This window comes from Enterobacter cloacae subsp. cloacae ATCC 13047 (assembly GCF_000025565.1).
Lineage (GTDB): Bacteria > Pseudomonadota > Gammaproteobacteria > Enterobacterales > Enterobacteriaceae > Enterobacter > Enterobacter cloacae.
This window is the reverse complement of record NC_014121.1, coordinates 5,072,176-5,098,137: the sequence shown is the minus strand read 5'-3', so window position 1 is coordinate 5,098,137 and position 25,962 is coordinate 5,072,176. Positions and strand designations below refer to the sequence as shown.

Annotated in this window: 24 protein-coding genes; 18 read left to right on the top strand and 6 right to left on the bottom strand. The window is 55.7% G+C overall.

Annotated elements, in window-relative coordinates:
* Positions 1–143 precede the first annotated feature (143 nt).
* From pldA to rhtC, 3 genes are all read left to right on the top strand, one after another.
* Entirely contained in the window at positions 144–1,013 is an 870-nt protein-coding gene (pldA, locus tag ECL_RS24760) for a phospholipase A (RefSeq protein WP_013099252.1), read from the top strand.
* A 90-nt stretch (positions 1,014–1,103) separates the two neighbouring features.
* Positions 1,104–2,933, top strand: a complete 1,830-nt coding sequence (gene recQ / locus ECL_RS24755) for an ATP-dependent DNA helicase RecQ (RefSeq protein WP_029883130.1) — start codon at positions 1,104–1,106, stop codon at positions 2,931–2,933.
* A gap of 61 nt (positions 2,934–2,994) precedes the next feature.
* Positions 2,995–3,615 (top strand): threonine export protein RhtC, encoded by a 621-nt coding sequence (rhtC, locus tag ECL_RS24750; protein ID WP_014833703.1) that lies wholly within the window; start codon positions 2,995–2,997, stop codon positions 3,613–3,615.
* Here the strand turns inward: rhtC and rhtB are convergent.
* On the bottom strand, positions 3,612–4,232 hold the full coding sequence (gene rhtB / locus ECL_RS24745; protein ID WP_013099249.1) for a homoserine/homoserine lactone efflux protein: 621 nt from the start codon (positions 4,230–4,232) through the stop codon (positions 3,612–3,614). The genes rhtC and rhtB overlap by 4 nt on opposite strands.
* A gap of 111 nt (positions 4,233–4,343) precedes the next feature.
* On the opposite strand from rhtB, the gene pldB reads away from it, so the two are divergent.
* The 3 genes from pldB to ECL_RS24730 all read left to right on the top strand — a co-directional run bounded on the left by pldB (position 4,344) and on the right by ECL_RS24730 (position 7,144).
* Positions 4,344–5,336 (top strand): lysophospholipase L2, encoded by a 993-nt coding sequence (gene pldB, locus ECL_RS24740; RefSeq protein ID WP_013099248.1) that lies wholly within the window; start codon positions 4,344–4,346, stop codon positions 5,334–5,336.
* Positions 5,337–5,361: 25 nt separating this feature from the next.
* On the top strand, positions 5,362–6,162 hold the full coding sequence (yigL, locus tag ECL_RS24735; RefSeq protein WP_013099247.1) for a sugar/pyridoxal phosphate phosphatase YigL: 801 nt from the start codon (positions 5,362–5,364) through the stop codon (positions 6,160–6,162).
* A gap of 82 nt (positions 6,163–6,244) precedes the next feature.
* Positions 6,245–7,144 (top strand): carboxylate/amino acid/amine transporter, encoded by a 900-nt coding sequence (locus ECL_RS24730; RefSeq protein ID WP_013099246.1) that lies wholly within the window; start codon positions 6,245–6,247, stop codon positions 7,142–7,144.
* On the opposite strand, the gene metR is transcribed toward ECL_RS24730, so the two are convergent.
* Positions 7,032–7,985 carry an HTH-type transcriptional regulator MetR gene (gene metR / locus ECL_RS24725; protein ID WP_013099245.1) on the bottom strand — a complete coding sequence of 318 codons (954 nt, stop codon included), beginning with the start codon at positions 7,983–7,985 and terminating at the stop codon, positions 7,032–7,034. The two genes, ECL_RS24730 and metR, sit on opposite strands and share 113 nt — an antisense overlap.
* 115 nt (positions 7,986–8,100) lie before the next feature.
* On the opposite strand from metR, the gene metE reads away from it, so the two are divergent.
* Entirely contained in the window at positions 8,101–10,362 is a 2,262-nt protein-coding gene (gene metE / locus ECL_RS24720; protein WP_013099244.1) for a 5-methyltetrahydropteroyltriglutamate--homocysteine S-methyltransferase, read from the top strand.
* A gap of 59 nt (positions 10,363–10,421) precedes the next feature.
* On the opposite strand, the gene ECL_RS24715 is transcribed toward metE, so the two are convergent.
* Positions 10,422–11,228: a dienelactone hydrolase family protein gene (locus ECL_RS24715; RefSeq protein WP_013099243.1), complete on the bottom strand. Its 807-nt coding sequence runs from the start codon at positions 11,226–11,228 to the stop codon at positions 10,422–10,424.
* A gap of 255 nt (positions 11,229–11,483) precedes the next feature.
* Between ECL_RS24715 and udp the strand changes: the two genes are divergently transcribed.
* The 9 genes from udp to tatD all read left to right on the top strand — a co-directional run bounded on the left by udp (position 11,484) and on the right by tatD (position 19,393).
* On the top strand, positions 11,484–12,245 hold the full coding sequence (gene udp / locus ECL_RS24710; protein WP_003860792.1) for a uridine phosphorylase: 762 nt from the start codon (positions 11,484–11,486) through the stop codon (positions 12,243–12,245).
* A gap of 138 nt (positions 12,246–12,383) precedes the next feature.
* A complete protein-coding gene (gene rmuC, locus ECL_RS24705; RefSeq protein WP_013099242.1) occupies positions 12,384–13,841 on the top strand; it encodes a DNA recombination protein RmuC in 1,458 nt (485 codons plus the stop codon).
* 66 nt (positions 13,842–13,907) lie between these two features.
* A complete protein-coding gene (ubiE, locus tag ECL_RS24700) occupies positions 13,908–14,663 on the top strand; it encodes a bifunctional demethylmenaquinone methyltransferase/2-methoxy-6-polyprenyl-1,4-benzoquinol methylase UbiE (protein ID WP_013099241.1) in 756 nt (251 codons plus the stop codon).
* Positions 14,664–14,676: 13 nt separating this feature from the next.
* Positions 14,677–15,282: a ubiquinone biosynthesis protein UbiJ gene (gene ubiJ / locus ECL_RS24695; protein ID WP_013099240.1), complete on the top strand. Its 606-nt coding sequence runs from the start codon at positions 14,677–14,679 to the stop codon at positions 15,280–15,282.
* Positions 15,279–16,919: a ubiquinone biosynthesis regulatory protein kinase UbiB gene (gene ubiB / locus ECL_RS24690; RefSeq protein ID WP_013099239.1), complete on the top strand. Its 1,641-nt coding sequence runs from the start codon at positions 15,279–15,281 to the stop codon at positions 16,917–16,919. The genes ubiJ and ubiB overlap by 4 nt, the downstream gene beginning before the upstream one ends.
* A gap of 76 nt (positions 16,920–16,995) precedes the next feature.
* Positions 16,996–17,250, top strand: a complete 255-nt coding sequence (gene tatA, locus ECL_RS24685) for a Sec-independent protein translocase subunit TatA (protein WP_013099238.1) — start codon at positions 16,996–16,998, stop codon at positions 17,248–17,250.
* Positions 17,251–17,253: 3 nt separating this feature from the next.
* Positions 17,254–17,796, top strand: a complete 543-nt coding sequence (tatB, locus tag ECL_RS24680; protein ID WP_013099237.1) for a Sec-independent protein translocase protein TatB — start codon at positions 17,254–17,256, stop codon at positions 17,794–17,796.
* Positions 17,797–17,798: 2 nt separating this feature from the next.
* Positions 17,799–18,569: a Sec-independent protein translocase subunit TatC gene (gene tatC / locus ECL_RS24675; protein WP_013099236.1), complete on the top strand. Its 771-nt coding sequence runs from the start codon at positions 17,799–17,801 to the stop codon at positions 18,567–18,569.
* Positions 18,570–18,610: 41 nt separating this feature from the next.
* Positions 18,611–19,393, top strand: coding sequence for a 3'-5' ssDNA/RNA exonuclease TatD (tatD, locus tag ECL_RS24670; protein ID WP_013099235.1), 783 nt, complete (start codon positions 18,611–18,613; stop codon positions 19,391–19,393).
* On the opposite strand, the gene rfaH is transcribed toward tatD, so the two are convergent.
* Positions 19,390–19,881, bottom strand: a complete 492-nt coding sequence (rfaH, locus tag ECL_RS24665) for a transcription/translation regulatory transformer protein RfaH (protein WP_013099234.1) — start codon at positions 19,879–19,881, stop codon at positions 19,390–19,392. The genes tatD and rfaH overlap by 4 nt on opposite strands.
* A 173-nt stretch (positions 19,882–20,054) precedes the next feature.
* Between rfaH and ubiD the strand changes: the two genes are divergently transcribed.
* Entirely contained in the window at positions 20,055–21,557 is a 1,503-nt protein-coding gene (ubiD, locus tag ECL_RS24660) for a 4-hydroxy-3-polyprenylbenzoate decarboxylase (protein WP_161496900.1), read from the top strand.
* Positions 21,558–21,587: 30 nt separating this feature from the next.
* Positions 21,588–22,289 carry an NAD(P)H-flavin reductase gene (gene fre, locus ECL_RS24655; protein ID WP_013099232.1) on the top strand — a complete coding sequence of 234 codons (702 nt, stop codon included), beginning with the start codon at positions 21,588–21,590 and terminating at the stop codon, positions 22,287–22,289.
* Between the two features lie 161 nt (positions 22,290–22,450).
* Here fre and fadA read toward each other — a convergent pair whose 3' ends face one another.
* Positions 22,451–23,614 (bottom strand): acetyl-CoA C-acyltransferase FadA, encoded by a 1,164-nt coding sequence (gene fadA / locus ECL_RS24650; RefSeq protein WP_013099231.1) that lies wholly within the window; start codon positions 23,612–23,614, stop codon positions 22,451–22,453.
* 9 nt (positions 23,615–23,623) lie between these two features.
* Positions 23,624–25,813 carry a fatty acid oxidation complex subunit alpha FadB gene (gene fadB / locus ECL_RS24645; protein ID WP_013099230.1) on the bottom strand — a complete coding sequence of 730 codons (2,190 nt, stop codon included), beginning with the start codon at positions 25,811–25,813 and terminating at the stop codon, positions 23,624–23,626.
* Between the last annotated feature and the right edge of the window lie 149 nt (positions 25,814–25,962).

The window sequence follows — 25,962 nt, the reverse complement described above, 5'->3', positions numbered from 1 at the left end:
GTTAATAAAATGTTGATTTTATGCCCGGACAGGCAAGAATGCCACTTTCAGAAACGAGGATGCAGCAGTTGCTGCAGAAGTCTGTAGAATGTGCGCCATATAACGATTCAGATCATTTAACATTTTGCAGGAGAACACCACCGATGCGGACGTATCTGGCAGGGTTACTGGCAGCGGTTGCGCTGCCCCTCACAGCCTATGCGCAGGAAGCGACAGTCAAAGAGGTGCATGATACGCCAGCAGTTCGCGGTAGCATTATCGCTAACCTGCTGCAGGAGCATGATAATCCCTTCACGCTCTACCCGTACGACACCAACTATGTGCTCTATACCTGGACCAGCGATCTCAACAAAGAGGCGATTCGCTCCTATGACTGGGCTGAGAATGCGCGCAAAGATGAGGTGAAATATCAGCTCAGCCTCGCATTTCCGTTCTGGCGCGGCATTCTGGGGCCGAATTCGGTTCTCGGTGCGTCTTATACCCAGAAATCCTGGTGGCAGCTTTCCAACAGCGGTGAATCTTCACCGTTCCGTGAAACCAACTATGAGCCACAGCTGTTCCTGGGGTTCGCCACGGATTATGAGTTTGCAGGCTGGACATTGCGTGACGTTGAAGTGGGCTTCAACCATGACTCCAACGGCCGTTCCGATCCAACCTCACGTAGCTGGAACCGCGCCTATACGCGCCTGATGGCGCAAAACGGTAATATGATGGTGGAAGTGAAGCCGTGGTACGTGGTGGGCAGCACCGATGACAACCCGGATATCACCAAATATATGGGCTACTATCAGCTCAGGATTGGCTATCAGCTGGGTGATGCGGTGCTGAGCGCCAGGGGCCAGTACAACTGGAACACCGGTTACGGCGGCGCAGAAGTGGGCTTAAGCTACCCGATGACCAAACACGTGCGTATTTATACGCAGGTCTACAGCGGTTACGGCGAGTCGCTCATCGATTACAACTTCAATCAGACCCGCGTGGGTGTCGGCGTGATGCTGAACGATATTTTCTAAGACGCTCGAATGTTTTTGCGTTAAACGTTGAAGTTTCTCTCTCAGGCGCTGAAAATAGCGCCTGTTTCATTTCTGGCATATGGGGTTAACGTGGCGCAGGCGGAAGTATTGAATCAGGAGTCGCTGGCTAAACAGGTTTTGCATGAAACCTTTGGCTACCAGCAGTTCCGTCCTGGCCAGGAAACCATCATTGAAACCGTGCTGGAAGGCCGTGATTGCCTGGTGGTAATGCCGACCGGTGGCGGTAAATCGCTCTGCTATCAGGTGCCCGCGCTGGTACTTAATGGCCTGACGGTCGTGGTATCGCCGCTGATTTCTCTGATGAAAGACCAGGTTGACCAGCTGCTCGCCAACGGCGTGGCGGCGGCCTGTCTTAACTCCACGCAAACCCGCGAGCAGCAGCAAGAGGTGATGGCCGGTTGCCGTACCGGACAGGTTCGCTTGCTGTATATCGCACCAGAACGGTTGATGCTGGATAACTTCCTCGACCATCTGGCGCACTGGAATCCCGTTCTGCTGGCCGTTGATGAAGCACACTGTATCTCGCAGTGGGGCCACGATTTCCGCCCGGAATATGCGGCACTTGGTCAGCTGCGTCAGCGCTTCCCTGAACTGCCGTTTATGGCGCTGACCGCCACGGCAGATGACACCACGCGGCTGGATATCGTCCGCCTGCTGGGGCTGAACGACCCGCTGATCCAGGTCAGCAGCTTCGACCGCCCGAACATCCGCTATATGCTGATGGAAAAATTCAAGCCGCTGGATCAGCTTCTGCGCTATGTGCAGGAGCAACGCGGCAAGTCAGGCATCATCTACTGCAACAGCCGCGCGAAGGTGGAAGACACCGCTGCGCGTCTGCAAAACCGCGGCTTTAGCGCGGCGGCCTATCATGCCGGGTTAGAAAACCACATCCGCGCCGACGTGCAGGAAAAATTCCAGCGTGATGACCTGCAGATTGTGGTGGCGACGGTGGCGTTCGGCATGGGCATTAACAAGCCCAACGTCCGCTTTGTGGTGCACTTCGACATTCCGCGAAATATCGAATCCTACTACCAGGAAACCGGCCGCGCCGGCCGTGATGGCCTGCCTGCGGAGGCGATGCTGTTTTACGATCCGGCCGATATGGCGTGGCTGCGCCGCTGCCTTGAAGAGAAACCGCAGGGACAGCTGCAGGATATCGAGCGTCACAAACTCAACGCCATGGGCGCGTTTGCGGAAGCGCAGACCTGCCGCCGTCTGGTGCTGCTCAACTACTTTGGTGAAGGGCGTCAGGAGCCGTGCGGCAACTGCGATATCTGTCTCGACCCGCCAAAGCAGTACGATGGCCTGATGGACGCGCGTAAGGCACTTTCGACCATATACCGTGTTAATCAGCGCTTCGGGATGGGCTACGTGGTGGAAGTGCTGCGCGGCGCCAATAACCAGCGTATCCGCGACATGGGCCACGATAAGCTACCTGTCTACGGTATTGGCAAAGACCAGAGCCACGAGCATTGGGTCAGCATTATTCGTCAGTTGATTCACCTCGGTTTTGCCACACAGAACATCGCCCAGCACTCCGCGCTTCAGCTCACCGAAGCCGCGCGCCCGGTGCTGCGAGGGGATGTTGAACTCAAGCTCGCCGTGCCGCGCGTAGTGGCCCTGAAACCGCGGGTGATGCAGAAATCCTACGGCGGCAACTACGACCGCAAGCTGTTTGCCAAACTGCGTAAGCTGCGTAAAGCGATTGCCGATGAAGAGAACATTCCGCCATATGTGGTCTTCAACGACGCGACGCTGATCGAGATGGCCGAGCAGATGCCGCTCAGCGCCAGCGAAATGCTGAGCGTCAACGGCGTGGGCACGCGCAAGCTGGAGCGCTTTGGTAAAGAATTCATGGCGCTCATCCGTTCACATGTCGATGGTGATGATGAGGAGTAGTCAGCCGCGCAAAAAAGTGCCAGGATGATGACTCACTGAATTATTTCCCCGCGAGCGAATTATGTTAATGCTATTTCTTACCGTGGCGTTGGTGCACATTGTTGCGCTGATGAGCCCGGGCCCTGACTTTTTCTTCGTGTCACAAACCGCCGTCAGCCGCTCCCGCAAAGAAGCAATGATGGGGGTGTTGGGTATCACTATGGGTGTTATGGTCTGGGCGGCCGTGGCGCTGCTTGGCCTGAACCTCATCCTGGCGAAGATGGCGTGGCTGCATAACATCATCATGGTCGGTGGCGGTCTGTACCTGTGCTGGATGGGCTACCAGATGCTGCGCGGGGCGCTGAAGAAAGAAGAGAAAAAACCGCAAGAGCCAAAAGTTGAGCTGGCAACGGGCGGCCGTAGCTTTGTGAAAGGGCTGCTGACCAACCTGGCGAACCCGAAAGCGATTATCTATTTCGGTTCCGTCTTCTCCCTGTTCGTGGGCGACAGCGTGGGGGCGGGTGCACGCTGGGGTATCTTCCTGCTGATCGTGGTTGAGACGTTTGCGTGGTTCACCGTTGTTGCCAGCCTGTTTGCCTTACCGGCGATGCGCCGTGGTTATCAGCGCATCGCGAAATGGATTGACGGCTTCGCCGGTGCGCTGTTCGCCGGCTTTGGTATTCATCTTATTATCTCTCGCTAAGCATGACGCGCTGACGCAAGCAGCGCGCCAACCAGCATAAACAGCGAACCAAACACTTTGTTCAGGGCCTTCATTTGCTTAGGCCCTTTAATCCATGCTGCAATCCGCTGCGCCAGCGTCGCGTAGCCAATCATCACAATAATATCGACAACAATGGTGGTCACGCCCAGGACTACATACTGCATGACCTGCGGCTGATGCGGGACGATAAACTGCGGGAACAGGGCAGCCAGAAAAACGATGCTTTTTGGGTTGGTCAGATTCACAAACACCGCCCGCTTAAACAGGCGACCGCGCGTTTGCGTCCGGGCAAGAGTGTTGAGGTCAATTGAGCCTGCTGCGCGCCACTGCTGAATGCCGAGCCAAATCAGATACGCCGCACCGGCCCATTTCAGCACTTCAAATGCCAGCACCGAGCGGGAGAAGAGCGTCCCTAAACCCACGCCCACCAGCACAATGTGAATCCCCAGTCCGGTTTGCAAACCGGCAATGGATGCTGCCGCCCCGCGATAACCGTGGTTAATGGAGGTTGTCATGGTATTAATTGCCCCCGAACCCGGTGACAGGCTGAGGATGATGGATGTCAGCAGGTAAGCGAACCACCACTCGAAGGTCATTTGAAACTCCCGAATCGTCTGTTTTTATGCCACAATACGCTATTGTTGAGTCATTTTGTGACCAGTTACGAAAAAAACGATATTCCCTGAATGACGGGGGGTGGAAACCCGATGTTGCAGCAGAAAAAGGACTGGGAAACACGAGAAAACGCATTTGCTGCTTTCTCCATGGGGCCGCTGACCGATTTCTGGCGTCAGCGTGAGGAAGATGAGTTTACGGGCGTCGGGAATATCCCGGTACGCTTTGTTCGTTTCCGTGATGAAAAAAATGACCGGGTGATTGTGGTCTGCCCCGGGCGTATCGAAAGCTACATCAAATATGCCGAGCTGGCGTACGACCTGTTCCATCTGGGTTTTGACGTGTTAATTATCGATCATCGCGGGCAGGGGCTTTCTGGTCGAATGTTGCCAGATACCCATCGCGGCCATGTAGATAACTTCAGTGATTATGTCGACGATCTTGCCGCCTTCTGGCAGCAGGAAGTGCAGCCCGGCCCGTGGCGTAAGCGCTATATTCTTGCGCACTCCATGGGCGGCGCGATCTCTACGCTCTTTTTGCAGCGCTACGATCACCAGTGCGATGCCATTGCGCTGACCGCGCCGATGTATGGCATTGTGATACGTTTTCCGGACTGGATGGTGCGCCATCTTCTCGACTGGGCTGAGGGCCATCAGCGCATTCGTGAAGGCTACGCCATCGGAACAGGGCGCTGGCGGGCTTTGCCGTTTGCCCTCAACGTCTTAACCCATAGCCGTCAGCGTTATCGCCGCAACCTGCGCTTCTATGCCGATGAGCCTCGCTTGCGCGTTGGCGGCCCCACCTGGCACTGGGTGCGGGAGGGGATACATGCAGGGGAGCAGGTTCTGGCGGGTGTTGGTGATGATGACACGCCGACACTCCTGATTCAGGCTGAAGAAGAGCGTGTGGTGGATAACCGCATGCATGACCGTTTTTGTGAACTGCGCGCTGCCGCCGGTCACCCTTGTGAAGGGGGTAAACCTCTGGTCATCAACGGCGCGTACCATGAGATCCTTTTTGAAAAGGACGCTATGCGCTCAGTCGCGCTTAACGCCATCGTCGAGTTTTTCGACCGGCATAACTGATTTTCTATTGAGGTTAAATTTTCCTATGTACCAGGTTGTTGCATCTGATTTAGATGGCACGCTGCTTTCCCCCGACCACACCCTGTCGCCGTACGCGAAAGAGACCTTAAAGCTGCTGACTGCCCGTGGCGTGCACTTTGTGTTTGCCACCGGGCGCCACCACGTGGATGTGGGGCAGATCCGCGATAATCTTGAGATTAAATCGTACATGATCACCTCCAACGGTGCGCGCGTTCACGACACCGATGGCAATCTGATCTTTACCCACAACCTGGATCGCGATATTGCCGCCGATCTGTTCGGTGTGGTGCACAATAATCCGGCTATCGTCACGAACGTTTACCGCGACGATGACTGGTTCATGAACCGCCACCGTCCGGAAGAGATGCGCTTCTTCAAAGAAGCGGTGTTTAACTACTCCCTGTATGAGCCAGGTCTGCTCGAGCCGGAAGGGATCAGCAAAGTCTTCTTTACCTGCGAAAGTCACGAAGAACTGCTGCCGCTGGAGCAGGCGATCAACGCCCGCTGGGGCGATCGCGTCAACGTAAGTTTCTCCACGCTGACCTGCCTGGAAGTGATGGCGGGTGGCGTTTCCAAGGGGCACGCTCTGGAAGCGGTGGCCAAACGCATGGGCTTTGAGCTGAAAGACTGTATCGCCTTTGGTGATGGCATGAACGATGCTGAGATGCTCTCGATGGCGGGTAAAGGCTGCATCATGCAGAACGCGCACCAGCGCCTGAAAGACCTGCACCCGGAGCTGGAAGTGATCGGCACCAACGCAGACAATGCGGTACCAAAATATCTGCGCAAGCTGTTCCTTGAATAATCTTCATTTGGTTGTTTATTGCTCAGTTGTCAACTAAAGAGTTCGCTACAATGCCTCTCCTTCTTTCTGAGAGACAAGCATTGTGGCGCTACTCATTATCACCACTATCCTGTGGGCCTTCTCCTTTAGCCTGATTGGCGAATACCTTGCCGGATCGGTCGACAGCTATTTCTCGGTGCTGATGCGCGTGGGGCTGGCGGCGCTGGTGTTCCTGCCCTTTTTGCGTACGCGCGGACAATCCCTGCAAACCGTTTTGCTGTATATGCTGGTGGGGGCGATGCAGCTCGGCATCATGTATCTGTTTAGCTTTCGGGCGTATATCTACTTGTCCGTCTCGGAGTTCCTGCTCTTTACGGTGCTGACGCCGCTCTATATCACGCTGATTTACGACCTGCTCAGCAGGCGTCGTCTGCGTTGGGGCTATCTGTTGAGCGCGGCGCTGGCGGTGATTGGCGCGGCGATTATTCGCTACGAAAAAGTGAGCGATCACTTCTGGACCGGCCTGATGTTCGTGCAGTTAGCAAACATCAGCTTCGCTATTGGTATGGTGGGCTACAAGCGCCTGATGGAAACCCGCCCGATGCCGCAGCACAACGCGTTTGCCTGGTTCTATATGGGGGCGGCGGTGGTCGCGGTCGCAGCCTGGTTTATGCTGGGTAACCCGCAAAAATTACCTACCACTACCGTGCAGTGGGGCATTCTGGTCTGGCTGGGCGTGGTGGCCTCGGGGCTGGGGTACTTCATGTGGAACTATGGCGCAACTCAGGTAGACGCCGGTACGCTGGGCATCATGAACAACGTGCACGTGCCCGCGGGGCTACTGGTAAACCTTGCTATCTGGCAGCAACAGCCCCACTGGCCGAGTTTCCTTATTGGGGGAGCGGTGATCCTGGCTTCGCTGTGGGTACATCGCCGTTGGGTCGCTCCGCGCTCCGCACAAACGGAAGATGGTCGCACGCGTGGTTCCGCGTTGAGCGAATAAACGCTTCCGTGATCGGCTGACGCTGCTCGCCATCGCGCACGGCGGCGTACAGCCGGCTCCACAGTCCTTCTCCCAGGGTTTTGGTGACCACCAGGCCCTGGCGTTCAAAACTCTCTACCACCCAGTGCGGCAGCGCCGCGATGCCCATTCTGGCGGCAACCATCTGAATCAACAGCAACGTATTATCCACGCTTTTCAGCTGTGGGCTGATGCCCGCCGGCTGCAGGAAATGGCGCCAGATATCCAGGCGACTGCGCTGCACCGGGTATATCAGCAGCGTTTCAGTCGCCAGGTCTTCCGGGGTGATACGCGTCTTGCTGGCCAGCGGATGATCCGGTGCCAGCACCAGACGCACCTCATAATCGAACATTGGCGAATAATGCAGGCCGCTACGCGGCAGAATGTCTGACGTCATCACCAGATCCAGCTCGCCCTGCTGGAGTGACGGCTGCGGGTCAAACGTCACGCCGGAGGTAAAGTCCATTTCTACCTGCGGCCACTTCTGGCGGAAGTTCTCAAGCGCGGGGGTCAGCCACTGAATACAGCTGTGGCACTCAATGGCGATACGCAATTTAGTTTGCTGCGGCTCATTGCAGGACTGAAGCGCGCTGGCAATTTGCGGCAGCACCTGATTTGCCAGCTGCAGGAGGATCTCGCCCTGGGGAGTAAAGCGCAGCGGCTGGCTCTTACGCACAAAAAGACGAAAGCCGAGACGTTGTTCCAGATCGCTGAACTGGTGAGAAAGGGCGGACTGAGTCTGGTGCAGTGAGGCCGCCGCCGCCGCGAGAGAACCGCAGTTTCGCAACGCTTGTAGCGTTTTCAGGTGTTTTATCTCGATCATGAAAGTCCTTCACTTCGCCATGAACATTTTGCGCTTGAGGAATATACAGTACCTGCCAATTATAGATGTGTAAACATCTGGACGTCTAAATAACGAATTTCACAAGGGGCATGACATGACAATCCGCAATCACACTCTCGGTTTCCCTCGCGTTGGCCTTCGTCGCGAGCTAAAAAAAGCACAAGAAAGCTACTGGGCAGGAAACACCACGCGTGAAGAGCTGCTGGCAGTGGGCCGCGAACTGCGTGCCCGCCACTGGGAGCAGCAAAAACAGGCGGGCGTAGACCTGCTGCCGGTGGGCGATTTCGCCTGGTACGACCATGTTCTGACGACCAGCCTGCTGCTTGGCAATGTCCCGGCTCGTCATCAGAACAACGATGGATCGGTAGATATCGACACGCTGTTCCGCATCGGCCGTGGCCGTGCGCCAACCGGTGAGCCAGCGGCAGCGGCGGAAATGACCAAGTGGTTTAACACCAACTATCACTATATGGTGCCGGAGTTTGTTAAAGGTCAGCAGTTCAAACTGACCTGGACCCAGTTGCTGGATGAAGTGGACGAAGCGCTGGCGCTGGGGCACCAGGTGAAACCGGTGCTGCTGGGGCCAGTGACCTACCTGTGGTTAGGAAAAGTCAAAGGCGAGCCGTTCGATCGTCTGAGCCTGCTGAAGGATATCCTGCCGGTCTACAAACAGGTGCTGATTGAGCTGGGCAAACGCGGTATTCAGTGGGTGCAAATCGACGAACCGGCGCTGGTGCTCGAACTGCCGCAAGCGTGGCTCGATGCCTTCAAACCGGCTTACGATGCACTGACCGGGCAGGTGAAGCTGCTGCTTACCACCTACTTTGAAGGTGTGACGCCGAACCTCGGCACCATCACCAAATTGCCAGTGCAGGGCCTGCACGTTGACCTGGTGCATGGAAAAGATGATGTTGCAGAACTGCACAAGCGCCTGCCAGCGGAGTGGCTGCTCTCTGCCGGGCTGGTGAACGGTCGTAACGTCTGGCGCGCCGATCTGACAGAAAAATATGCTCAGATTAAGGACATCGTCGGCAAACGTGAGCTATGGGTGGCCTCTTCGTGTTCACTGCTGCACAGCCCTATCGATCTCAGCGTTGAAACCCGCCTGGATGCGGAAGTGAAAAGCTGGTTTGCCTTTGCCTTGCAGAAATGTGAAGAGCTGGCTCTGCTGCGTGACGCCCTGAACAGCGGTGACACGGCGGCGATTACCGAATGGAGCGCTCCGATTCAGGCCCGTCGTCATTCGTCTCGCGTTCACAACCCGGCGGTGGAAAAACGTCTGGCGGCTATCACCGCGCAGGACAGCCAGCGTCAAAGCCCGTATGAAGTGCGTGCAGAAGCCCAGCGCGCCCGTTTCAACTTGCCTGCGTGGCCAACCACCACCATCGGTTCCTTCCCGCAAACTACCGAGATCCGCAGCCTGCGCCTGGACTTCAAAAAGGGCAACCTTGATGCGGCCAACTACCGCACCGGCATCGCGGAACATATCAAACAGGCGATTGTGGAGCAGGAGCGCTTAGGCCTGGATGTGCTGGTTCACGGGGAGGCAGAGCGTAACGACATGGTGGAGTACTTCGGTGAACATCTGGACGGTTTCGTCTTTACCCAAAACGGCTGGGTACAGAGCTATGGTTCCCGCTGTGTAAAACCACCGGTGGTGATCGGTGACGTTAGCCGTCCGCACCCGATCACCGTCGAATGGGCTAAATATGCCCAGTCCCTGACCGACAAGCCGGTAAAAGGCATGTTGACCGGTCCGGTGACCATTCTTTGCTGGTCCTTCCCGCGTGAGGACGTGACCCGTGAAACCATCGCGAAGCAAATTGCGCTGGCGCTGCGCGATGAAGTGGCGGATCTGGAAGCGGCGGGCATTGGCATCATCCAGATTGACGAACCGGCCCTGCGCGAGGGATTACCGCTGCGTCGCAGCGACTGGGACGCCTACCTGCAGTGGGGTGTGGAAGCGTTCCGCATCAATGCCGCAGTGGCGAAGGACGACACCCAGATCCACACCCACATGTGTTACTGCGAATTTAACGACATCATGGATTCCATTGCCGCACTGGATGCCGACGTGATCACCATCGAGACCTCGCGTTCAGATATGGAACTGCTGGAGTCGTTCGAAGAGTTCGATTACCCGAACGAAATCGGGCCGGGCGTATATGACATTCACTCCCCGAACGTGCCGAGCGTGGAGTGGATCGAAGCCCTGCTGAAGAAAGCCGCCCAACGCATTCCGGCAGAGCGCCTGTGGGTGAACCCGGACTGCGGTCTGAAAACCCGCGGCTGGCCTGAAACCCGCGCGGCGCTGGCGAATATGGTGAAAGCGGCGCAGAATTTGCGTCAGGGTTAAGACAGAGTCGATCCCATTATGTAGCCCGGTAAGGCATCGCCGCCACCGGGCTTTTATGTTTACGCTTTCTTGCCGCCGTACTGGCTAAACCACGCCAGCATCCGCTGCCAGCCATCTTTGGCTGATTCCGCGTGATAGCTCGGACGATAATCGGCATTAAACGCGTGTCCGGCATCCGGGTACACGACAATGTCTGCCTTTGCATTCGCCGCGCGTAGCGCATGGCGCATGGTCTCTACCGTGTCGAGCGGAATACCCGTGTCCTGACCACCGTACAGTCCCAGCACCGGGGCATTTAAGTCTGTGGCGATATCAACCGGATGTTTTGGCGAGTTCAGCGTTTTTTCGCCCACCAGTTTACCGTACCAGGCCACAGCAGCTTTCAGCTGCGGATTGTGCGCGGCATACAGCCAGCTAATGCGTCCGCCCCAGCAGAACCCCGTTATCATCAGTCGATGCGCATCACCGCCGTTACGCGCCGCCCAGTTGGCAACATGATCCAGATCGGCCAACACCTGTGCATCCGGCACTTTACTGACCAGATTGCTCAAAAGCGTTGGGATATCGCTGTAGTCGTTCGGATCGCCCTGACGGAAATAGAGCTCTGGCGCAACGGCCAGGTAACCTTCCAGCGCCAGTCGGCGGCAGAGGTCGCGAATATGTTCATGAACGCCGAAAATTTCCTGAACCACAATCACGATCGGCAGCGGACCGTCTGCCGATGCTGGTCGCGCGTGGTAAGCAGGCATATTTTCCCCCTGCGAGGGAATGGAGGTCTCTCCCGCCGTAATGGCGTCTTCAGGCGTTGAGACGATGGTTGAGGCATGCGGAGCCGCAGCAGGTGCAAAACCGGTTTTTTCAGTCATGGCATTCTCCGTACCAATGAGTTAGCGCAAAGGTAAATATAGACACCAGGTTAACAACCCACAGTGCCTTAAACGGTCTATCTTTTGTGCAGCACACCACGATATAACTTGTTAATGTGATGTAAATCACTTTTTTATGGAAATCTACTGCAATCATTTTCATTCATGGTGAGATGTGTCACGAAATTATGCGTATCGCTTCTGTAAAGTACCGTTTTACTTCTTCTGACTAACCGACCCACAGAGGAGTCACCTATGTCTAAGTCTGATGTTTTTCATCTCGGCCTCACCAAAAACGATTTACAAGGGGCTACGCTCGCTATCGTCCCGGGCGATCCTGAGCGTGTGGAAAAGATCGCCGCGCTGATGGATAAGCCGGTTAAGCTGGCAGCCCATCGTGAATTCACCACCTGGCGTGCAGAACTGGATGGTAAGGCCGTGATTGTGTGCTCTACCGGTATCGGTGGCCCGTCTACCTCCATTGCCGTTGAAGAACTGGCGCAGCTGGGCATCCGGACGTTCCTGCGTATCGGGACGACCGGTGCGATCCAGCCGCATATCAACGTGGGTGATGTATTGGTGACTACCGCGTCCGTGCGTCTGGATGGGGCGAGTCTGCACTTTGCACCAATGGAATTCCCGGCGGTTGCCGATTTTGAATGTACGACGGCGCTGGTTGAAGCAGCGAAATCCGTTGGCGCAACCACGCACGTGGGCGTAACCGCCTCGTCGGACACCTTCTACCCGGGTCAGGAGCGTTACGACACCTTCTCTGGCCGTGTGGTGAGCCGTTTTAAAGGCTCTATGGAAGAGTGGCAGTCTATGGGCGTGATGAACTATGAAATGGAATCTGCAACGCTGCTGACCATGTGCGCAAGCCAGGGTCTGCGTGCCGGTATGGTGGCGGGGGTAATCGTCAACCGTACCCAGCAGGAAATCCCGAACGCCGAAACCATGAAACAAACCGAAAGTCATGCGGTAAAAATCGTGGTTGAAGCGGCCCGTCGTCTGATCTAATCCTCTCTTCTGACATCAAAGGCCGACACGTTCGGCCTTTATTTTTTGCGTAGCGCCTCGCAGGAAAACCCTTTCAAACTGGACGTTTATACAGCACAATCTTATTTTGTGCGGTAATACGTTGATGCAGGGGGCATTGTGGATCTCTCAATTCTGATTTACGCGGTGATTGCGCTCGCGGGCGTGGCGATAGGCTGGCTGATTTCCAGCTATCAGCACGCGCAGCAAAAGGCCGATCAGCTGGCAGAGCGTGAAGAGATAGTCGCCGAGTTAAGCGCGACAAAACAGCAACTTGCGCTGAGTGAACACTGGCGAGACGAGTGCGAGTTACTCAACAACGAACTGCGCAATCTGCGTGATATCAACACCTCACTGGAAGCCGATCTCCGTGAAGTCACGACCCGCCTGGAATCCACTCAGCTGCATGCGGAAGACAAAATCCGCCAGATGATGAACAGCGAGCAGCGCCTCAGCGAACAGTTTGAGAATCTCGCGAACCGCATTTTTGAGCACAGCAACCGCCGCGTTGACGAACAAAACCGCCAGAGTCTGAACAGTCTCCTGACGCCTCTGCGTGAGCAACTGGACGGTTTCCGTCGTCAGGTGCAGGACAGCTTTGGTCAGGAGGCCCGCGAGCGGCACACCCTGGCACACGAAATTCGTAATCTGCAGCAGTTGAATGCACAAATGGCGCAGGAAGCGGTCAACCTGACCCGCGCCCTGAAAGGGGATAACAAAACGCAGGGTAACTGGGGTGAAGTCGTCCTCACGCGGGTGCTGGAAGCCTCTGGACTGCGCGAAGGGTATGAATACGAAACCCAGGTCAGCATAGAAAACGATGCCCGCTCGCGAATGCAGCCAGATGTCATCGTGCGTCTGCCGCAGGGTAAAGATGTGGTGATTGATGCCAAAATGACGCTGGTGGCCTATGAGCGTTACTTCAACGCGGAGGATGACTACACCCGCGAATCGGCGTTGCAGGAGCACATTGCCTCCGTGCGGAACCATATTCGTCTGCTGGGCAGAAAAGACTATCAGCAGTTGCCGGGTTTGCGCTCGCTTGACTATGTTCTGATGTTTATCCCGGTAGAGCCTGCTTTTCTGCTGGCACTCGACAGACAGCCGGAACTGATAACTGAAGCGCTGAAAAACAACATTATGCTGGTCAGCCCCACCACGCTGCTGGTGGCGTTACGCACCATTGCCAACCTGTGGCGCTATGAACATCAGAGCCGCAACGCGCAGCAGATTGCCGATCGCGCCAGCAAGCTGTACGACAAAATGCGCCTATTTGTGGATGATATGTCCTCGGTCGGGCAAAGCCTGGACCGCGCGCAGGACAACTACCGCCAGGCGATGAAAAAACTCGCCTCCGGGCGGGGTAATCTGCTGGCGCAAGCCGAAGCCTTCCGCGGCCTGGGGGTGGAGGTTAAACGCGAGATTAATCCGGAACTGGTTGAGCAAGCCACGGCACAGGACGAAGAGTTTCGCCTGCGCGAAGGCGCTGATGGACAAAAGAGAGACAGTGAAGACAACGAGTTAGCGGCAGAGTTATCGCCAGACCCGCATCTGGCGCGTTTCTTACGTGGTGGTTGAAACGTAGGGCAAACGCGCCCAATCTGTTACACTTCACGAACATTTTACTGATAAGCAGGCTCTGAGATGGTTGACGATTCACAAGACACAACGCACTTTGGCTTTCAGACTGTCGCCAAAGCGCAGAAAGCTGACATGGTGGCCCACGTATTTCATTCCGTGGCGGCGAAGTACGATGTGATGAATGACTTGATGTCATTCGGCATTCATCGCTTGTGGAAGCGCTTCACCATCGACTGTAGCGGTGTGCGTCGTGGACAAACGGTACTGGACCTTGCCGGCGGCACGGGCGATTTGACCGCGAAATTCTCCCGTCTGGTGGGTGAAACCGGGCGTGTTGTTCTGGCTGATATTAACGACTCCATGCTGAAAATGGGGCGTGAGAAGCTGCGTAACATCGGCGTGGTGGGGAATGTGGAATATGTGCAGGCAAACGCCGAGGCGCTGCCGTTCCCGGACAATACCTTTGACTGCATCACTATCTCTTTTGGCCTGCGTAACGTCACCGATAAAGAAAAAGCGCTGCGCTCAATGTATCGCGTGCTGAAGCCGGGCGGACGTCTGCTGGTGCTTGAGTTCTCCAAACCGATTATCGAGCCACTGAGCAAAGCCTACGACGCCTATTCATTCCATGTTCTGCCGCGTATTGGCGAACTGGTGGCAAACGACGCAGAAAGCTACCGCTATCTGGCGGAATCCATTCGCATGCACCCGGATCAGGACACCCTGAAGGCCATGATGCAGGATGCGGCGTTTGAAAACGTTGAGTATTTCAACATGACGGCGGGTGTCGTCGCACTGCATCGCGGTTATAAGTTCTGAGTGGAGGTGTCCTGTGCCCTTTAAACCCTTAGTCACCGCAGGCATCGAGAATGTACTGAATGCCTTTCTCTATCGTGCGCCAGCGCTAAAAGCCGCGCGGCAGCGACTTAACGGGAAGGTATTGCGGATCGTTTTAAAAGAGTTCTCGACGCCGCTTGTGCTGGTCTTCAGCGAACGCCAGCTTGATGTTCTGGGGGAGTGGGAAGGAGACGCCGACTGCTCTGTCATCACGCGCATGAGCGTGCTGCCAAAACTGCGTGACCGCCAGCAACTGACGGCGCTGATCCGAAGCGGTGAGCTGGAAGTGGAAGGCGACATTCAGGTTGTACAAAATTTCGTTGCGCTCAGCGATCTGGCCGAGTTCGACCCGGCGGAACTGCTTGCCCCATTTATTGGCGACATTGCAGCGGAAGGGATCGGCAAAGCCCTGCATGGTGGTACCGCCTTCCTGCGTAAAAGCCTGCAACGTCAGCAGCGTTATGCGGCAGAGGTGCTGACCGAAGAGTGGCGTATGGCCCCCGGACAGCTGGAAGTAGCCTGGTTCGCGGAAGAGACTGCGGCTGTTGAACGTGCGGTTGATGCGTTAACCAAACGGCTGGAAAAACTGGAGGGCAAATGACGCCTGGTGAAATTCGGCGCCTCTATTTTATCGTCCACACCTTTTTGAGTTACGGGCTCGACGAGCTTATCCCCAAAATGCGTATCACGCTGCCGCTTCGTATCTGGCGGCGGATGTTGTTCTGGATGCCTAATCGCCACAAAGGACAGCCACTGGGTGAACGCCTGCGTCTGGCGCTACAGGAGCTGGGCCCGGTATGGATTAAGTTCGGCCAAATGCTCTCGACCCGTCGCGATCTTTTCCCGCCCCAGATTGCCGATCAGCTGGCACTGCTGCAGGATCGCGTGGCCCCGTTTGACGGCGTGCGCGCGAAAAAACAGATCGAAGAGGCGATGGGCAATATTCCTGTTGAGACCTGGTTCGACGATTTCGACATTCAGCCGCTGGCTTCTGCCTCCATTGCCCAGGTGCATACCGCGCGTCTGAAAGAGAATGGCAAAGAAGTCGTTATCAAAGTTATCCGCCCGGATATTCTGCCGATCATCAAAGCGGACATGAAGCTTATCTATCGTCTGGCGCGCTGGGTTCCGCGTCTGCTCCCTGACGGACGCCGCCTGCGCCCGCTGGAAGTGGTACGGGAATATGAAAAAACGCTGATCGATGAACTAAACCTGCTGCGCGAATCGGCAAACGCCATTCAGCTACGGCGCAATTTTGAAAACAGCCCGATGCTGTATGTTCCTGAAGTCTATTCTGACTACTGCAGCCAGAACATGATGGTCATGGAACGTATTTACGGTATTCCCGTCTCGGATGTCGTGGCCCTGGAGAAACAGGGAACGAACATGAAGCTGCTGGCCGAACGTGGCGTACAGGTCTTCTTTACTCAGGTCTTCCGCGACAGCTTTTTCCACGCAGACATGCATCCGGGCAATATCTTTGTGAGCTATGAGCATCCGGACGACCCGCAATATATCGGCATTGATTGCGGTATTGTCGGCTCGCTCAATAAAGAAGATAAGCGTTATCTGGCGGAGAATTTTATCGCCTTCTTTAATCGTGACTACCGTAAAGTGGCTGAACTGCACGTTGACTCAGGTTGGGTTCCGCCGGACACCAATGTCGAAGAGTTTGAGTTTGCCATCCGTACCGTCTGTGAACCGATTTTTGAAAAACCGCTAGCAGAAATCTCGTTCGGTCACGTGTTGCTGAATCTGTTTAACACCGCTCGCCGCTTCAATATGGAAGTGCAGCCACAGCTTGTTTTACTTCAGAAAACATTACTTTACGTTGAAGGTGTAGGTCGACAGCTCTATCCTCAGTTAGACTTGTGGAAGACCGCGAAACCGTTCCTGGAATCCTGGATTAAGGATCAGGTTGGCATTCCGGCTCTGGTGCGGGCTTTCAAAGAGAAAGCCCCGTTCTGGGTTGAAAAAATGCCGGAACTTCCTGAACTGGTGTATGACAGTTTGCGTCAGAGCAAGAACCTTCAGCTCAGCATGGATAAAATCGCCCACGAGCTTCAGTCGAACCGCGTACGCCAGGGCCAGTCTCGCTATCTGTTTGGCATTGGCGCAACCCTGCTGCTCAGTGGTACGTTGTTGTTAATCAACCGTCCGGACTGGCAGATGATGCCCGCCTGGCTAATGGTTGCCGGAATAGTGGTCTGGTTCGTTGGCTGGAGAAAGACGCGCTGAACAGGCATCGCTATCACCAGGTCGCATACGTATAATGCGGTCTGACTAATTAATCATCTATCTCTGAGGAATATGTATGGGTGGTATCAGTATCTGGCAATTAGTCATTATTGCCGTCATCGTCGTGCTGCTGTTTGGCACCAAAAAGCTCGGTTCTATCGGTTCCGATCTGGGCGCGTCTATCAAAGGCTTCAAGAAAGCAATGAGCGATGATGAGAGCAAGCAGGATAAAACCAGCCAGGACGCTGACTTTACTGCTAAATCCATCTCCGACAAGCAAGAAGATGCCAAAAAGGAAGACGCTAAACGCCACGATAAAGAGCAGGTGTAAGTCGTGTTCGACATTGGTTTTAGTGAGCTGCTGCTGGTCTTTGTGATTGGCCTCATCGTGCTGGGGCCACAGCGTTTACCCGTTGCAGTAAAAACGGTTGTGGGGTGGGTGCGTGCGCTTCGTTCGCTGGCATCCACCGTACAGAACGAGCTGGCGCAGGAACTTAAGCTGCAGGAGTTTCAGGAAAGCCTGAAAAAGGTTGAGAAGGCGAGCATGGATAACCTGACGCCGGAACTGAAAGCCTCCATGGATGAACTGCGCGAAGCGGCAGAATCCATGAAGCGCTCCTACAGCGTTAACGATCCTGAAAAAGCGAGCGATGAAGCGAACACCATCCATAACCCGGTGGTGAAAAATAGTGAAGCGCAGCGCGAGGGCGTAACGCCTGCCAGCGCGGAGCATCAGGCCACCGCGCCTGAACATACGCCGCAGGAACCTGAACTGAAAAAACAGGCGCAGCCGGAAGACCCTGTGGTCAACGCGGCTGAAGCAAAGCCCGCCGTGCCTGTTACCGAATCATCCCCCTCGTCGAGTGATAAAGCGTAAACATGGCAGTAGATGATACTCAACCGCTCATTACGCACCTCATTGAGCTGCGTAAGCGCCTGTTAAACTGCATTATTGCGGTTTTCGTTATTTTCTTATGCCTGGTTTATTTCGCCAACGACATCTACCAGGTTGTCTCCGCGCCGCTGATAAAGCAGATGCCGCTGGGCGCAACGATGATCGCGACGGACGTTGCTTCGCCGTTCTTTACGCCCATTAAGCTCACGTTCTGGGTATCGTTGATCGCTTCTGCACCCATCCTGCTGTATCAGATCTGGGCGTTTGTGGCGCCCGCTCTGTATAAGCATGAACGCAAACTGGTGATCCCACTGCTGGTCTCCAGCTCGCTGCTGTTCTATATCGGCATGGCGTTTGCCTATTTTGTTGTCTTCCCGCTGGCCTTTGGCTTCCTGACGCATACCGCGCCGGAAGGGGTACAGGTGTCGACCGATATTGCCAGCTACCTCAGCTTTGTGATGGCGCTGTTTATGGCATTCGGCGTGGCGTTCGAAGTGCCGGTTGCGATTGTGCTGCTTTGCTGGGTGGGTGTAACCACACCAGAAGACCTGCGTAAAAAGCGTCCGTATATTCTGGTCGGCGCATTTGTGGTCGGCATGCTGCTGACGCCGCCCGATGTCTTCTCGCAAACGCTGCTGGCCATACCGATGTACTGTCTGTTTGAGGTAGGCGTCTTCTTCTCACGTTTCTATGTGGGGAAAGGGCGTCGGTCAGAGGACGAAGACGACGTCTCTGAAAAGAGCACTGAAGAGTAAAACCAGCCGCCCGTCAGGGCGGTTGTCATATGGGGAATTGCATGTTTGATATTGGACTTAACCTGACCAGTTCACAGTTTGCCAAAGATCGCGACGACGTCGTGGCGCGCGCGTTTGCCGCTGGCGTAAAAGGATTGTTGCTGACAGGCACCAACCTGCATGAAAGCGAGCAGGCGCAACAGCTGGCCCAACGCTACGACCGTTGCTGGTCTACCGCGGGCGTGCATCCTCATGACAGCAGCCAGTGGACGTCGGAGAGCGCTGATATCATTCACAGGCTGGCGAAAACTGCCGAAGTGGTGGCTATCGGGGAATGTGGGCTCGATTTCAACCGCAATTTTTCCACCCCTGCCGAGCAGGAAAAAGCGTTTACGGCGCAACTTGCCCTGGCGGCCGAGCTTGAAATGCCGGTGTTTATGCACTGTCGCGACGCGCATGAGCGCTTCCTCGCGCTGCTGGATCCCTGGCTGGATAAACTGCCAGGCGCGGTGCTGCACTGTTTTACCGGTTCACGTCAGGAGGCGCTGGACTGTCTGGATCGTGGGCTTTATTTGGGGATTACCGGCTGGGTGTGCGATGAACGCCGCGGGCTGGAGCTTCGCGAACTGTTGCCGGTGATCCCGGCCGACCGGTTGCTCCTCGAAACCGACGCGCCTTATTTATTGCCGCGTGATATGAAACCAAAACCGGCATCGCGACGTAACGAACCGGCATGGCTGGGGCATATTGTCACGAGCGTGGCGCAGTGGCGCGGAGAGGATCCGCACGGGTTATCTGCGCAGACGGATGACAACGTGCGTCGCCTGTTTGGCATTGATTTTTAAACTTTGCGGAAGTCGGTGTTTTTCACGCTCTGTAGCACCTGCTTATTAAGCAGATTGAGCAATAACATGGAGCGTGCTTCACCGTCCGGCTCGGCGAAAATCGCCTGCAGGCCTTCGAAGGCACCTTCGGTGATGACGACACTGTCTCCCGCGTACGGGGTTTCCGGGTCGGTAATATCTTCAGGTTGTTGATAAACCGAAAGCTGATGGATCACCGTCGACGGCACCGTTGCCGGGTGCGCACCAAAACGAACAAAATGGCTGACGCCGCGCGTGGCGCTGATGGTGGTGGTGTGGATCACTTCTGGGTCGAATTCCACGAACAAATAGTTCGGAAATAGCGGCTCACTGACGGTTGTGCGCTTCCCGCGCTGCATTTTTTCAAGCGTGATCACGGGTGTCAGGCAATTTACAGACTGACGTTCTAAATGTTCCTGCGCGCGCTGAAGTTGCCCGCGTTTGCAATACAGTAAATACCAGGCCTGCATAATCACTCTTTCCCTTAGTTTCGGGCGCAAGCATATCAAAACCCTGGCGGGATCGCTAAGTTGATTATAATGGCCGAAAAGGGAACAGGATGCAGAAGTTCACGCTAATTTAACAAAATTACAGCATCACGCAGGCTTACGCCGTATAATGAAGCGCTTACAGAGAGGCCATGATTAACTGCATGAAATACCACGATCTCCGCGACTTCCTGACGCTGCTGGAAAAGCAGGGCGAACTCAAACGCATTACGCTTCCTGTCGATCCTTATCTGGAAATGACAGAAATTGCTGACCGCACCCTGCGTGCCGGTGGCCCGGCGCTTCTGTTTGAAAACCCGAAGGGTTATTCAATGCCGGTGCTGTGCAACCTGTTTGGAACCCCTCGCCGTGTGGCGTTGGGCATGGGCCAGGAGGACGTCACGGCGTTACGTGAAGTGGGTAAACTGCTGGCGTTTCTGAAAGAGCCGGAGCCACCGAAAGGCTTCCGCGATCTGTTCGACAAGCTGCCGCAGTTTAAGCAGGTGCTGAACATGCCAACCAAACGTCTGCGCGGCGCGCCGTGCCAGCAGAAAGTGCTGGAAGGGGATGCGGTAGATCTGACCAAAATCCCGATCATGCAGTGCTGGCCTGAAGATGCCGCGCCACTCATTACGTGGGGGCTCACCGTCACACGCGGGCCGCATAAAGAGCGTCAAAATCTGGGTATTTACCGCCAGCAGCTGATTGGCAAGAATAAGCTCATCATGCGCTGGCTGTCGCATCGCGGCGGCGCGCTGGATTTCCAGGAGTGGTGCGCTGCACACCCGGGCGAGCGTTTTCCGGTCTCTGTTGCGTTAGGTGCCGACCCCGCCACCATTCTGGGCGCGGTAACGCCAGTGCCGGATACACTCTCTGAATATGCCTTTGCAGGACTGCTGCGTGGCACCAAAACGGAAGTCGTGAAGTGTATCTCTAACGACCTCGAAGTGCCCGCGAGTGCAGAGATTGTCCTGGAAGGTTACATTGAACAGGGCGAGCTGGCACCCGAAGGTCCGTACGGCGACCACACGGGCTATTATAACGAAGTGGATAACTTCCCGGTGTTTACCGTCACGCACATTACCCAGCGTGAAGATGCGATTTATCACTCCACCTATACCGGACGTCCACCGGATGAACCTGCAGTACTGGGCGTGGCGCTGAATGAGGTGTTTGTGCCGATCCTGCAAAAGCAGTTCCCGGAAATTGTTGATTTCTATCTGCCGCCGGAAGGATGCTCGTATCGCCTGGCGGTGGTTACAATGAAGAAGCAGTATCCTGGTCACGCTAAACGCGTGATGATGGGCGTATGGTCTTTCCTGCGCCAGTTTATGTATACCAAATTTGTGATTGTCTGCGATGATGACGTTAACGCCCGCGACTGGAATGATGTTATCTGGGCCATTACCACGCGAATGGATCCGGCGCGCGATACGGTGTTAGTGGAAAACACGCCGATAGATTATCTGGATTTTGCCTCGCCGGTCTCCGGTCTTGGCTCAAAAATGGGACTGGATGCCACAAATAAATGGCCTGGCGAAACCGACCGTGAATGGGGTCGCCCGATCAAGAAAGATCCTGCTGTGACCGCGCGAATTGACGCGATCTGGGACGAACTGGCCATAATGAATAACGGTAAACCGCAGGCTGACCGTTAAGCCCTATAGACTTCCCGACAGAGAGAGCGAATGACAACCTTAAGCTGTAAAGTGACCTCGGTAGATGCTATCACCGACACCGTATATCGCGTCCGTTTAGTGCCTGAAGCGGCATTCTCTTTCCGTGCTGGTCAGTACCTGATGGTCGTGATGGATGAACGTGATAAGCGTCCTTTCTCTATGGCCTCAACGCCAGCGGAGCAGGAATTTATTGAGCTTCATATTGGTGCGTCAGAGCTTAACCTGTATGCAATGGCCGTCATGGACCGCATTCTAAAAGAGCGCGAGATCGTGGTGGATATTCCCCACGGTGATGCATGGCTGCGTGACGATGAAGACCGTCCGCTGATCCTGATTGCCGGTGGAACAGGCTTCTCCTACGTGCGCTCTATTCTGTTGACGGCCCTGGCGCGTAACCCGAACCGTGATATCACTATCTACTGGGGTGGCCGCGAAGAGAAACATCTCTACGATCTCTCTGAGCTTGAAGCGCTGAGCGTTAACCATCCCAACCTGCGTGTTGAACCGGTGGTTGAGCAGCCGGAAGAGGGCTGGCGTGGGCGTAGCGGCACAGTGCTGACGGCGGTACTGCAGGATCATGGCACGCTGGCAGGGCACGATATCTATATCGCTGGCCGCTTTGAGATGGCGAAAATTGCCCGTGACCTGTTCTGTAACGAACGTGATGCGCGTGAAGATCGTCTGTTTGGCGATGCTTTTGCGTTTATCTAAATAAAAAACCCGCCCCTGACAGGCGGGAAGAACGGCAACTAAACTGTCTCTCTTCGCAAATGGTGTTACTTGCGGCGAGGTACCTCTCGTAGGCCGGGAAAGCGCAGCGCCTCCCGGCAAAAGCCCGATGGCGCGATGCTTATCGGGCCTACGTTATAGCCTTACACTCTCTCAAACACCGTTGCGATACCCTGACCCAACCCAATACACATCGTTGCCAGACCAAACTGCGCGTCTTTGCGTTCCATCAGGTTAATCAGCGTTGTGCTGATACGCGCCCCGGAGCAGCCCAGCGGGTGACCGAGGGCGATCGCGCCGCCGTTGAGGTTAATTTTCTCGTCGATCTGCTCCATCAGCCCCAGATCTTTAATGCACGGCAGGATCTGCGCGGCGAAGGCTTCGTTCATCTCGAACACGTCGATATCACTGGTGGTCAATCCCGCTTTCTTCAGCGCCAGCTTCGAGGCCGGAACCGGGCCGTAACCCATGATAGAAGGATCGCAGCCTACCACCGCCATTGAGCGCACCCGGGCGCGAGGCGTTAACCCCAGCTCGCGGGCGCGGCTTTCGCTCATTACCAGCATCGCGGCCGCTCCGTCAGACAGCGCCGACGAGGTACCTGCCGTGACCGTACCGGTGACCGGGTCAAACGCCGGGCGCAGGGTGGATAGCGCTTCAACGGTGGTTTCCGGGCGGATCACTTCGTCGTAGCTGAACTGCTTCAGAACGCCATCTGCATCATGGCCGCCGGTCGGGATGATCTCATTCTTAAACGCGCCGGATTGCGTGGCGGCCCATGCACGAGCATGAGAACGCGCGGCGAAGGTATCCTGCATTTCACGGCTAATTCCGTGCAGGTGGGACAGCATTTCAGCGGTCAGGCCCATCATTCCTGCGGCTTTCGCCACGTTACGGCTCATGCCCGGGTGGAAATCGACCCCGTGGCTCATTGGCACATGGCCCATGTGCTCCACGCCGCCGACCAGGCAGGCCTGCGCGTCACCGGTCATGATCATACGCGCCGCATCATGCAGTGCCTGCATTGAGGAGCCGCACAGACGGTTGACGGTAACTGCCGGCACCGAATGTGGGATCTCCGCCAGCAGCGAAGCATTGCGGGCGATGTTGAAGCCCTGCTCAAGCGTCTGTTGCACACAGCCCCAGTAGATATCGTCGAGCGCAGCCGGGTCCAGCGCCGGATTACGCGCCAGCAGGCTACGCATCAGGTGCGCTGAGAGATCCTCTGCGCGCACGTTACGGAATGCGCCGCCTTTTGAACGGCCCATCGGGGTGCGAATCGCATCAACAATGACAACCTTTTCCATTGTGACTCCTTAAGCCGTTTTCAGCTCGCCAACCGGACGGGCTGGCTCAACTGCTGGGTAATAGGATTCGTTATGGCGCGCTTTATTACGCAGCCCTTCCGGCACGTCATACAGCGGGCCGAGGTGCTGATACTGCTGCACCATATCGAGATAGCGGGCGCTGCCGAGCGTATCCAGCCAGCGGAACGCGCCGCCGTGGAACGGAGGGAAGCCCAGGCCATAGACCAGCGCCATATCGGCTTCTGCCGGACTGGCGATAATGCCTTCTTCCAGGCAACGCACCACTTCGTTGATCATCGGAATCATCATCCGGGCGATGATTTCATCGTCCGTGAAGTCACGTTTTGGTTGGCTAACCCCGGCCAGCAGGCTATCCACCGCCGGATCTTCTTCTTTCTTCGGTTTGCCTTTGCTGTCTTCTTTATAGCGCCAGAAGCCCAGACCGTTTTTCTGACCAAAGCGGTTGGCGTCAAACAGGGCGTCAATCGCATCGCGATAATCTTTCTGCATGCGCTGTGGGAAGCCCGCCGCCATAACCGCTTGCGCGTGATGCGCGGTATCAATGCCAACCACATCCAGCAGATACGCCGGCCCCATCGGCCAGCCGAACTGTTTTTCCATCACTTTGTCGACTTTGCGGAAGTCCGCGCCGTCGCGCAGCAGCTGGCTGAAACCAGCGAAGTAAGGGAACAGTACGCGGTTGACGAAGAAGCCCGGGCAGTCGTTGACCACAATCGGGGTTTTGCCCATCTTACTGGCCCACGCCACCACTTTTGCGATGGTGTCGTCAGAGGTTTTTTCGCCGCGGATCACTTCGACCAATGGCATGCGATGCACCGGATTGAAGAAATGCATTCCGCAGAAGTTTTCCGGGCGCTTCAGGACGCTTGCCAGCTCGCTAATCGGAATCGTCGAGGTGTTAGAGGCCAGTACGGTCTCCGGACGCACTTTCTCTTCCGTTTCGGCCAGCACCGCTTTCTTCACTTTCGGGTTCTCTACCACGGCCTCAACCACCACATCGACGCGGTCAAAACCGGTGTATTCCAGTACGGGCTGGATAGTAGAGATCACGCCTGAGAGTTTCAGACCGTCAATTTTGCCGCGTTCCAGCTGTTTATTAAGCAGCTTGGCCGCTTCGGTCATCCCCAGCGTCAGGGATTTCTCGCTGATGTCTTTCATCACCACCGGCACGCCCTTCCAGGCGGACTGGTAAGCGATGCCACCGCCCATAATGCCAGCGCCAAGTACCGCCGCATGTTTTGGCGTCTCAACGTTTTTCGTCAGCTGTTTTGCTTTGCCTTTTACGAACTGATCGTTGAGGAAGATACCCACCAGCGCGCGGGCTTCATTGGTATGTGCCAGCGGGACAAAGCTCTGGTTTTCGAGTTTCAGGGCTTCGTCACGGCCAAAGCGGGCTGCGGCTTCGATGGTTTTCACCGCAGTGATCGGCGCCGGGTAGTGTTTACCCGCCGTCTGCATCACCATGCCCTTGGCGATGGTGAAACTCATGGCTGCTTCAATCTTGCTGAGCTTTAACGGCTCCAGTTTCGGCTGGCGTTTGGCCTTCCAGTCGAGATCGCCGTTAATGGCCTGACGCAGAATGGCGAGGGAGCCTTCAATCAGTTTTTCTGGCTTCACGACGCCATCAACCAGGCCGATTTTTTGCGCCTGCTCTGCGCCAACATCTTTACCTGCGGCAATAATTTCCAGCGCGCTGTCGGCACCCAGCATACGCGGCATACGTACGGAGCCGCCAAAGCCCGGCATAATGCCCAGTTTGGTTTCCGGCAGGCCGATGCGCAGATCCGGCGTGGCGAGGCGGTAGTCGGTGGCCAGCACGCATTCACAGCCGCCGCCCAGCGCGTAGCCGTTAACGGCGGAAAGGGTCGGGACAGGCAGATCTTCCAGACGATTAAAGACGCTGTTGGCAAAGTGCAGCCACTGGCTCAGCTGTTCTTCAGGCACCAGGAACAGTGAAAGAAATTCGGTGATATCGGCACCAACAATAAAGGCCGCTTTGTTCGAGCGCAGCAGCAGCCCCTTTAAATCAGTTTGCTTTTCAAGTACATCCAGCGCCTGGCCAAGACTGGCCACCGTCGCGGTATCGAGCTTGTTGACTGAGCCGGGGGCATCGAACACCAGTTCGGCAATGCCATCTTCCAGCCAGTTGAGGTACAGGGTGTCGCCTTTGTAGAGCATGTCAGTCTCCTGAATCCAGCAAGTGGATCTGGTCATACCAGATGAGTCGGAGTGTGGGATTTATGTTAATAAAATGCAAATTACTCATTAAGAAATTGCTGCATTGATCACGGTCGGTGGAAATCACGCAGCCGGAGACAGGTGTGCTA

Excerpts from the sequence above, each read along its gene's own strand:
- pldA (WP_013099252.1), top strand. The coding sequence starts at position 144 with ATGCGGACGTATCTGGCAGGGTTACTGGCAGCGGTTGCGCTGCCCCTC.
- rhtC (WP_014833703.1), top strand. The coding sequence starts at position 2,995 with ATGTTAATGCTATTTCTTACCGTGGCGTTGGTGCACATTGTTGCGCTG.
- rhtB (WP_013099249.1), bottom strand. The coding sequence starts at position 4,232 with ATGACCTTCGAGTGGTGGTTCGCTTACCTGCTGACATCCATCATCCTC.
- pldB (WP_013099248.1), top strand. The coding sequence starts at position 4,344 with ATGTTGCAGCAGAAAAAGGACTGGGAAACACGAGAAAACGCATTTGCT.
- yigL (WP_013099247.1), top strand. The coding sequence starts at position 5,362 with ATGTACCAGGTTGTTGCATCTGATTTAGATGGCACGCTGCTTTCCCCC.
- metR (WP_013099245.1), bottom strand. The coding sequence starts at position 7,985 with ATGATCGAGATAAAACACCTGAAAACGCTACAAGCGTTGCGAAACTGC.
- metE (WP_013099244.1), top strand. The coding sequence starts at position 8,101 with ATGACAATCCGCAATCACACTCTCGGTTTCCCTCGCGTTGGCCTTCGT.
- ECL_RS24715 (WP_013099243.1), bottom strand. The coding sequence starts at position 11,228 with ATGACTGAAAAAACCGGTTTTGCACCTGCTGCGGCTCCGCATGCCTCA.
- udp (WP_003860792.1), top strand. The coding sequence starts at position 11,484 with ATGTCTAAGTCTGATGTTTTTCATCTCGGCCTCACCAAAAACGATTTA.
- ubiE (WP_013099241.1), top strand. The coding sequence starts at position 13,908 with ATGGTTGACGATTCACAAGACACAACGCACTTTGGCTTTCAGACTGTC.
- ubiB (WP_013099239.1), top strand. The coding sequence starts at position 15,279 with ATGACGCCTGGTGAAATTCGGCGCCTCTATTTTATCGTCCACACCTTT.
- tatA (WP_013099238.1), top strand. The coding sequence starts at position 16,996 with ATGGGTGGTATCAGTATCTGGCAATTAGTCATTATTGCCGTCATCGTC.
- tatC (WP_013099236.1), top strand. The coding sequence starts at position 17,799 with ATGGCAGTAGATGATACTCAACCGCTCATTACGCACCTCATTGAGCTG.
- tatD (WP_013099235.1), top strand. The coding sequence starts at position 18,611 with ATGTTTGATATTGGACTTAACCTGACCAGTTCACAGTTTGCCAAAGAT.
- rfaH (WP_013099234.1), bottom strand. The coding sequence starts at position 19,881 with ATGCAGGCCTGGTATTTACTGTATTGCAAACGCGGGCAACTTCAGCGC.
- fre (WP_013099232.1), top strand. The coding sequence starts at position 21,588 with ATGACAACCTTAAGCTGTAAAGTGACCTCGGTAGATGCTATCACCGAC.
- fadA (WP_013099231.1), bottom strand. The coding sequence starts at position 23,614 with ATGGAAAAGGTTGTCATTGTTGATGCGATTCGCACCCCGATGGGCCGT.
- fadB (WP_013099230.1), bottom strand. The coding sequence starts at position 25,813 with ATGCTCTACAAAGGCGACACCCTGTACCTCAACTGGCTGGAAGATGGC.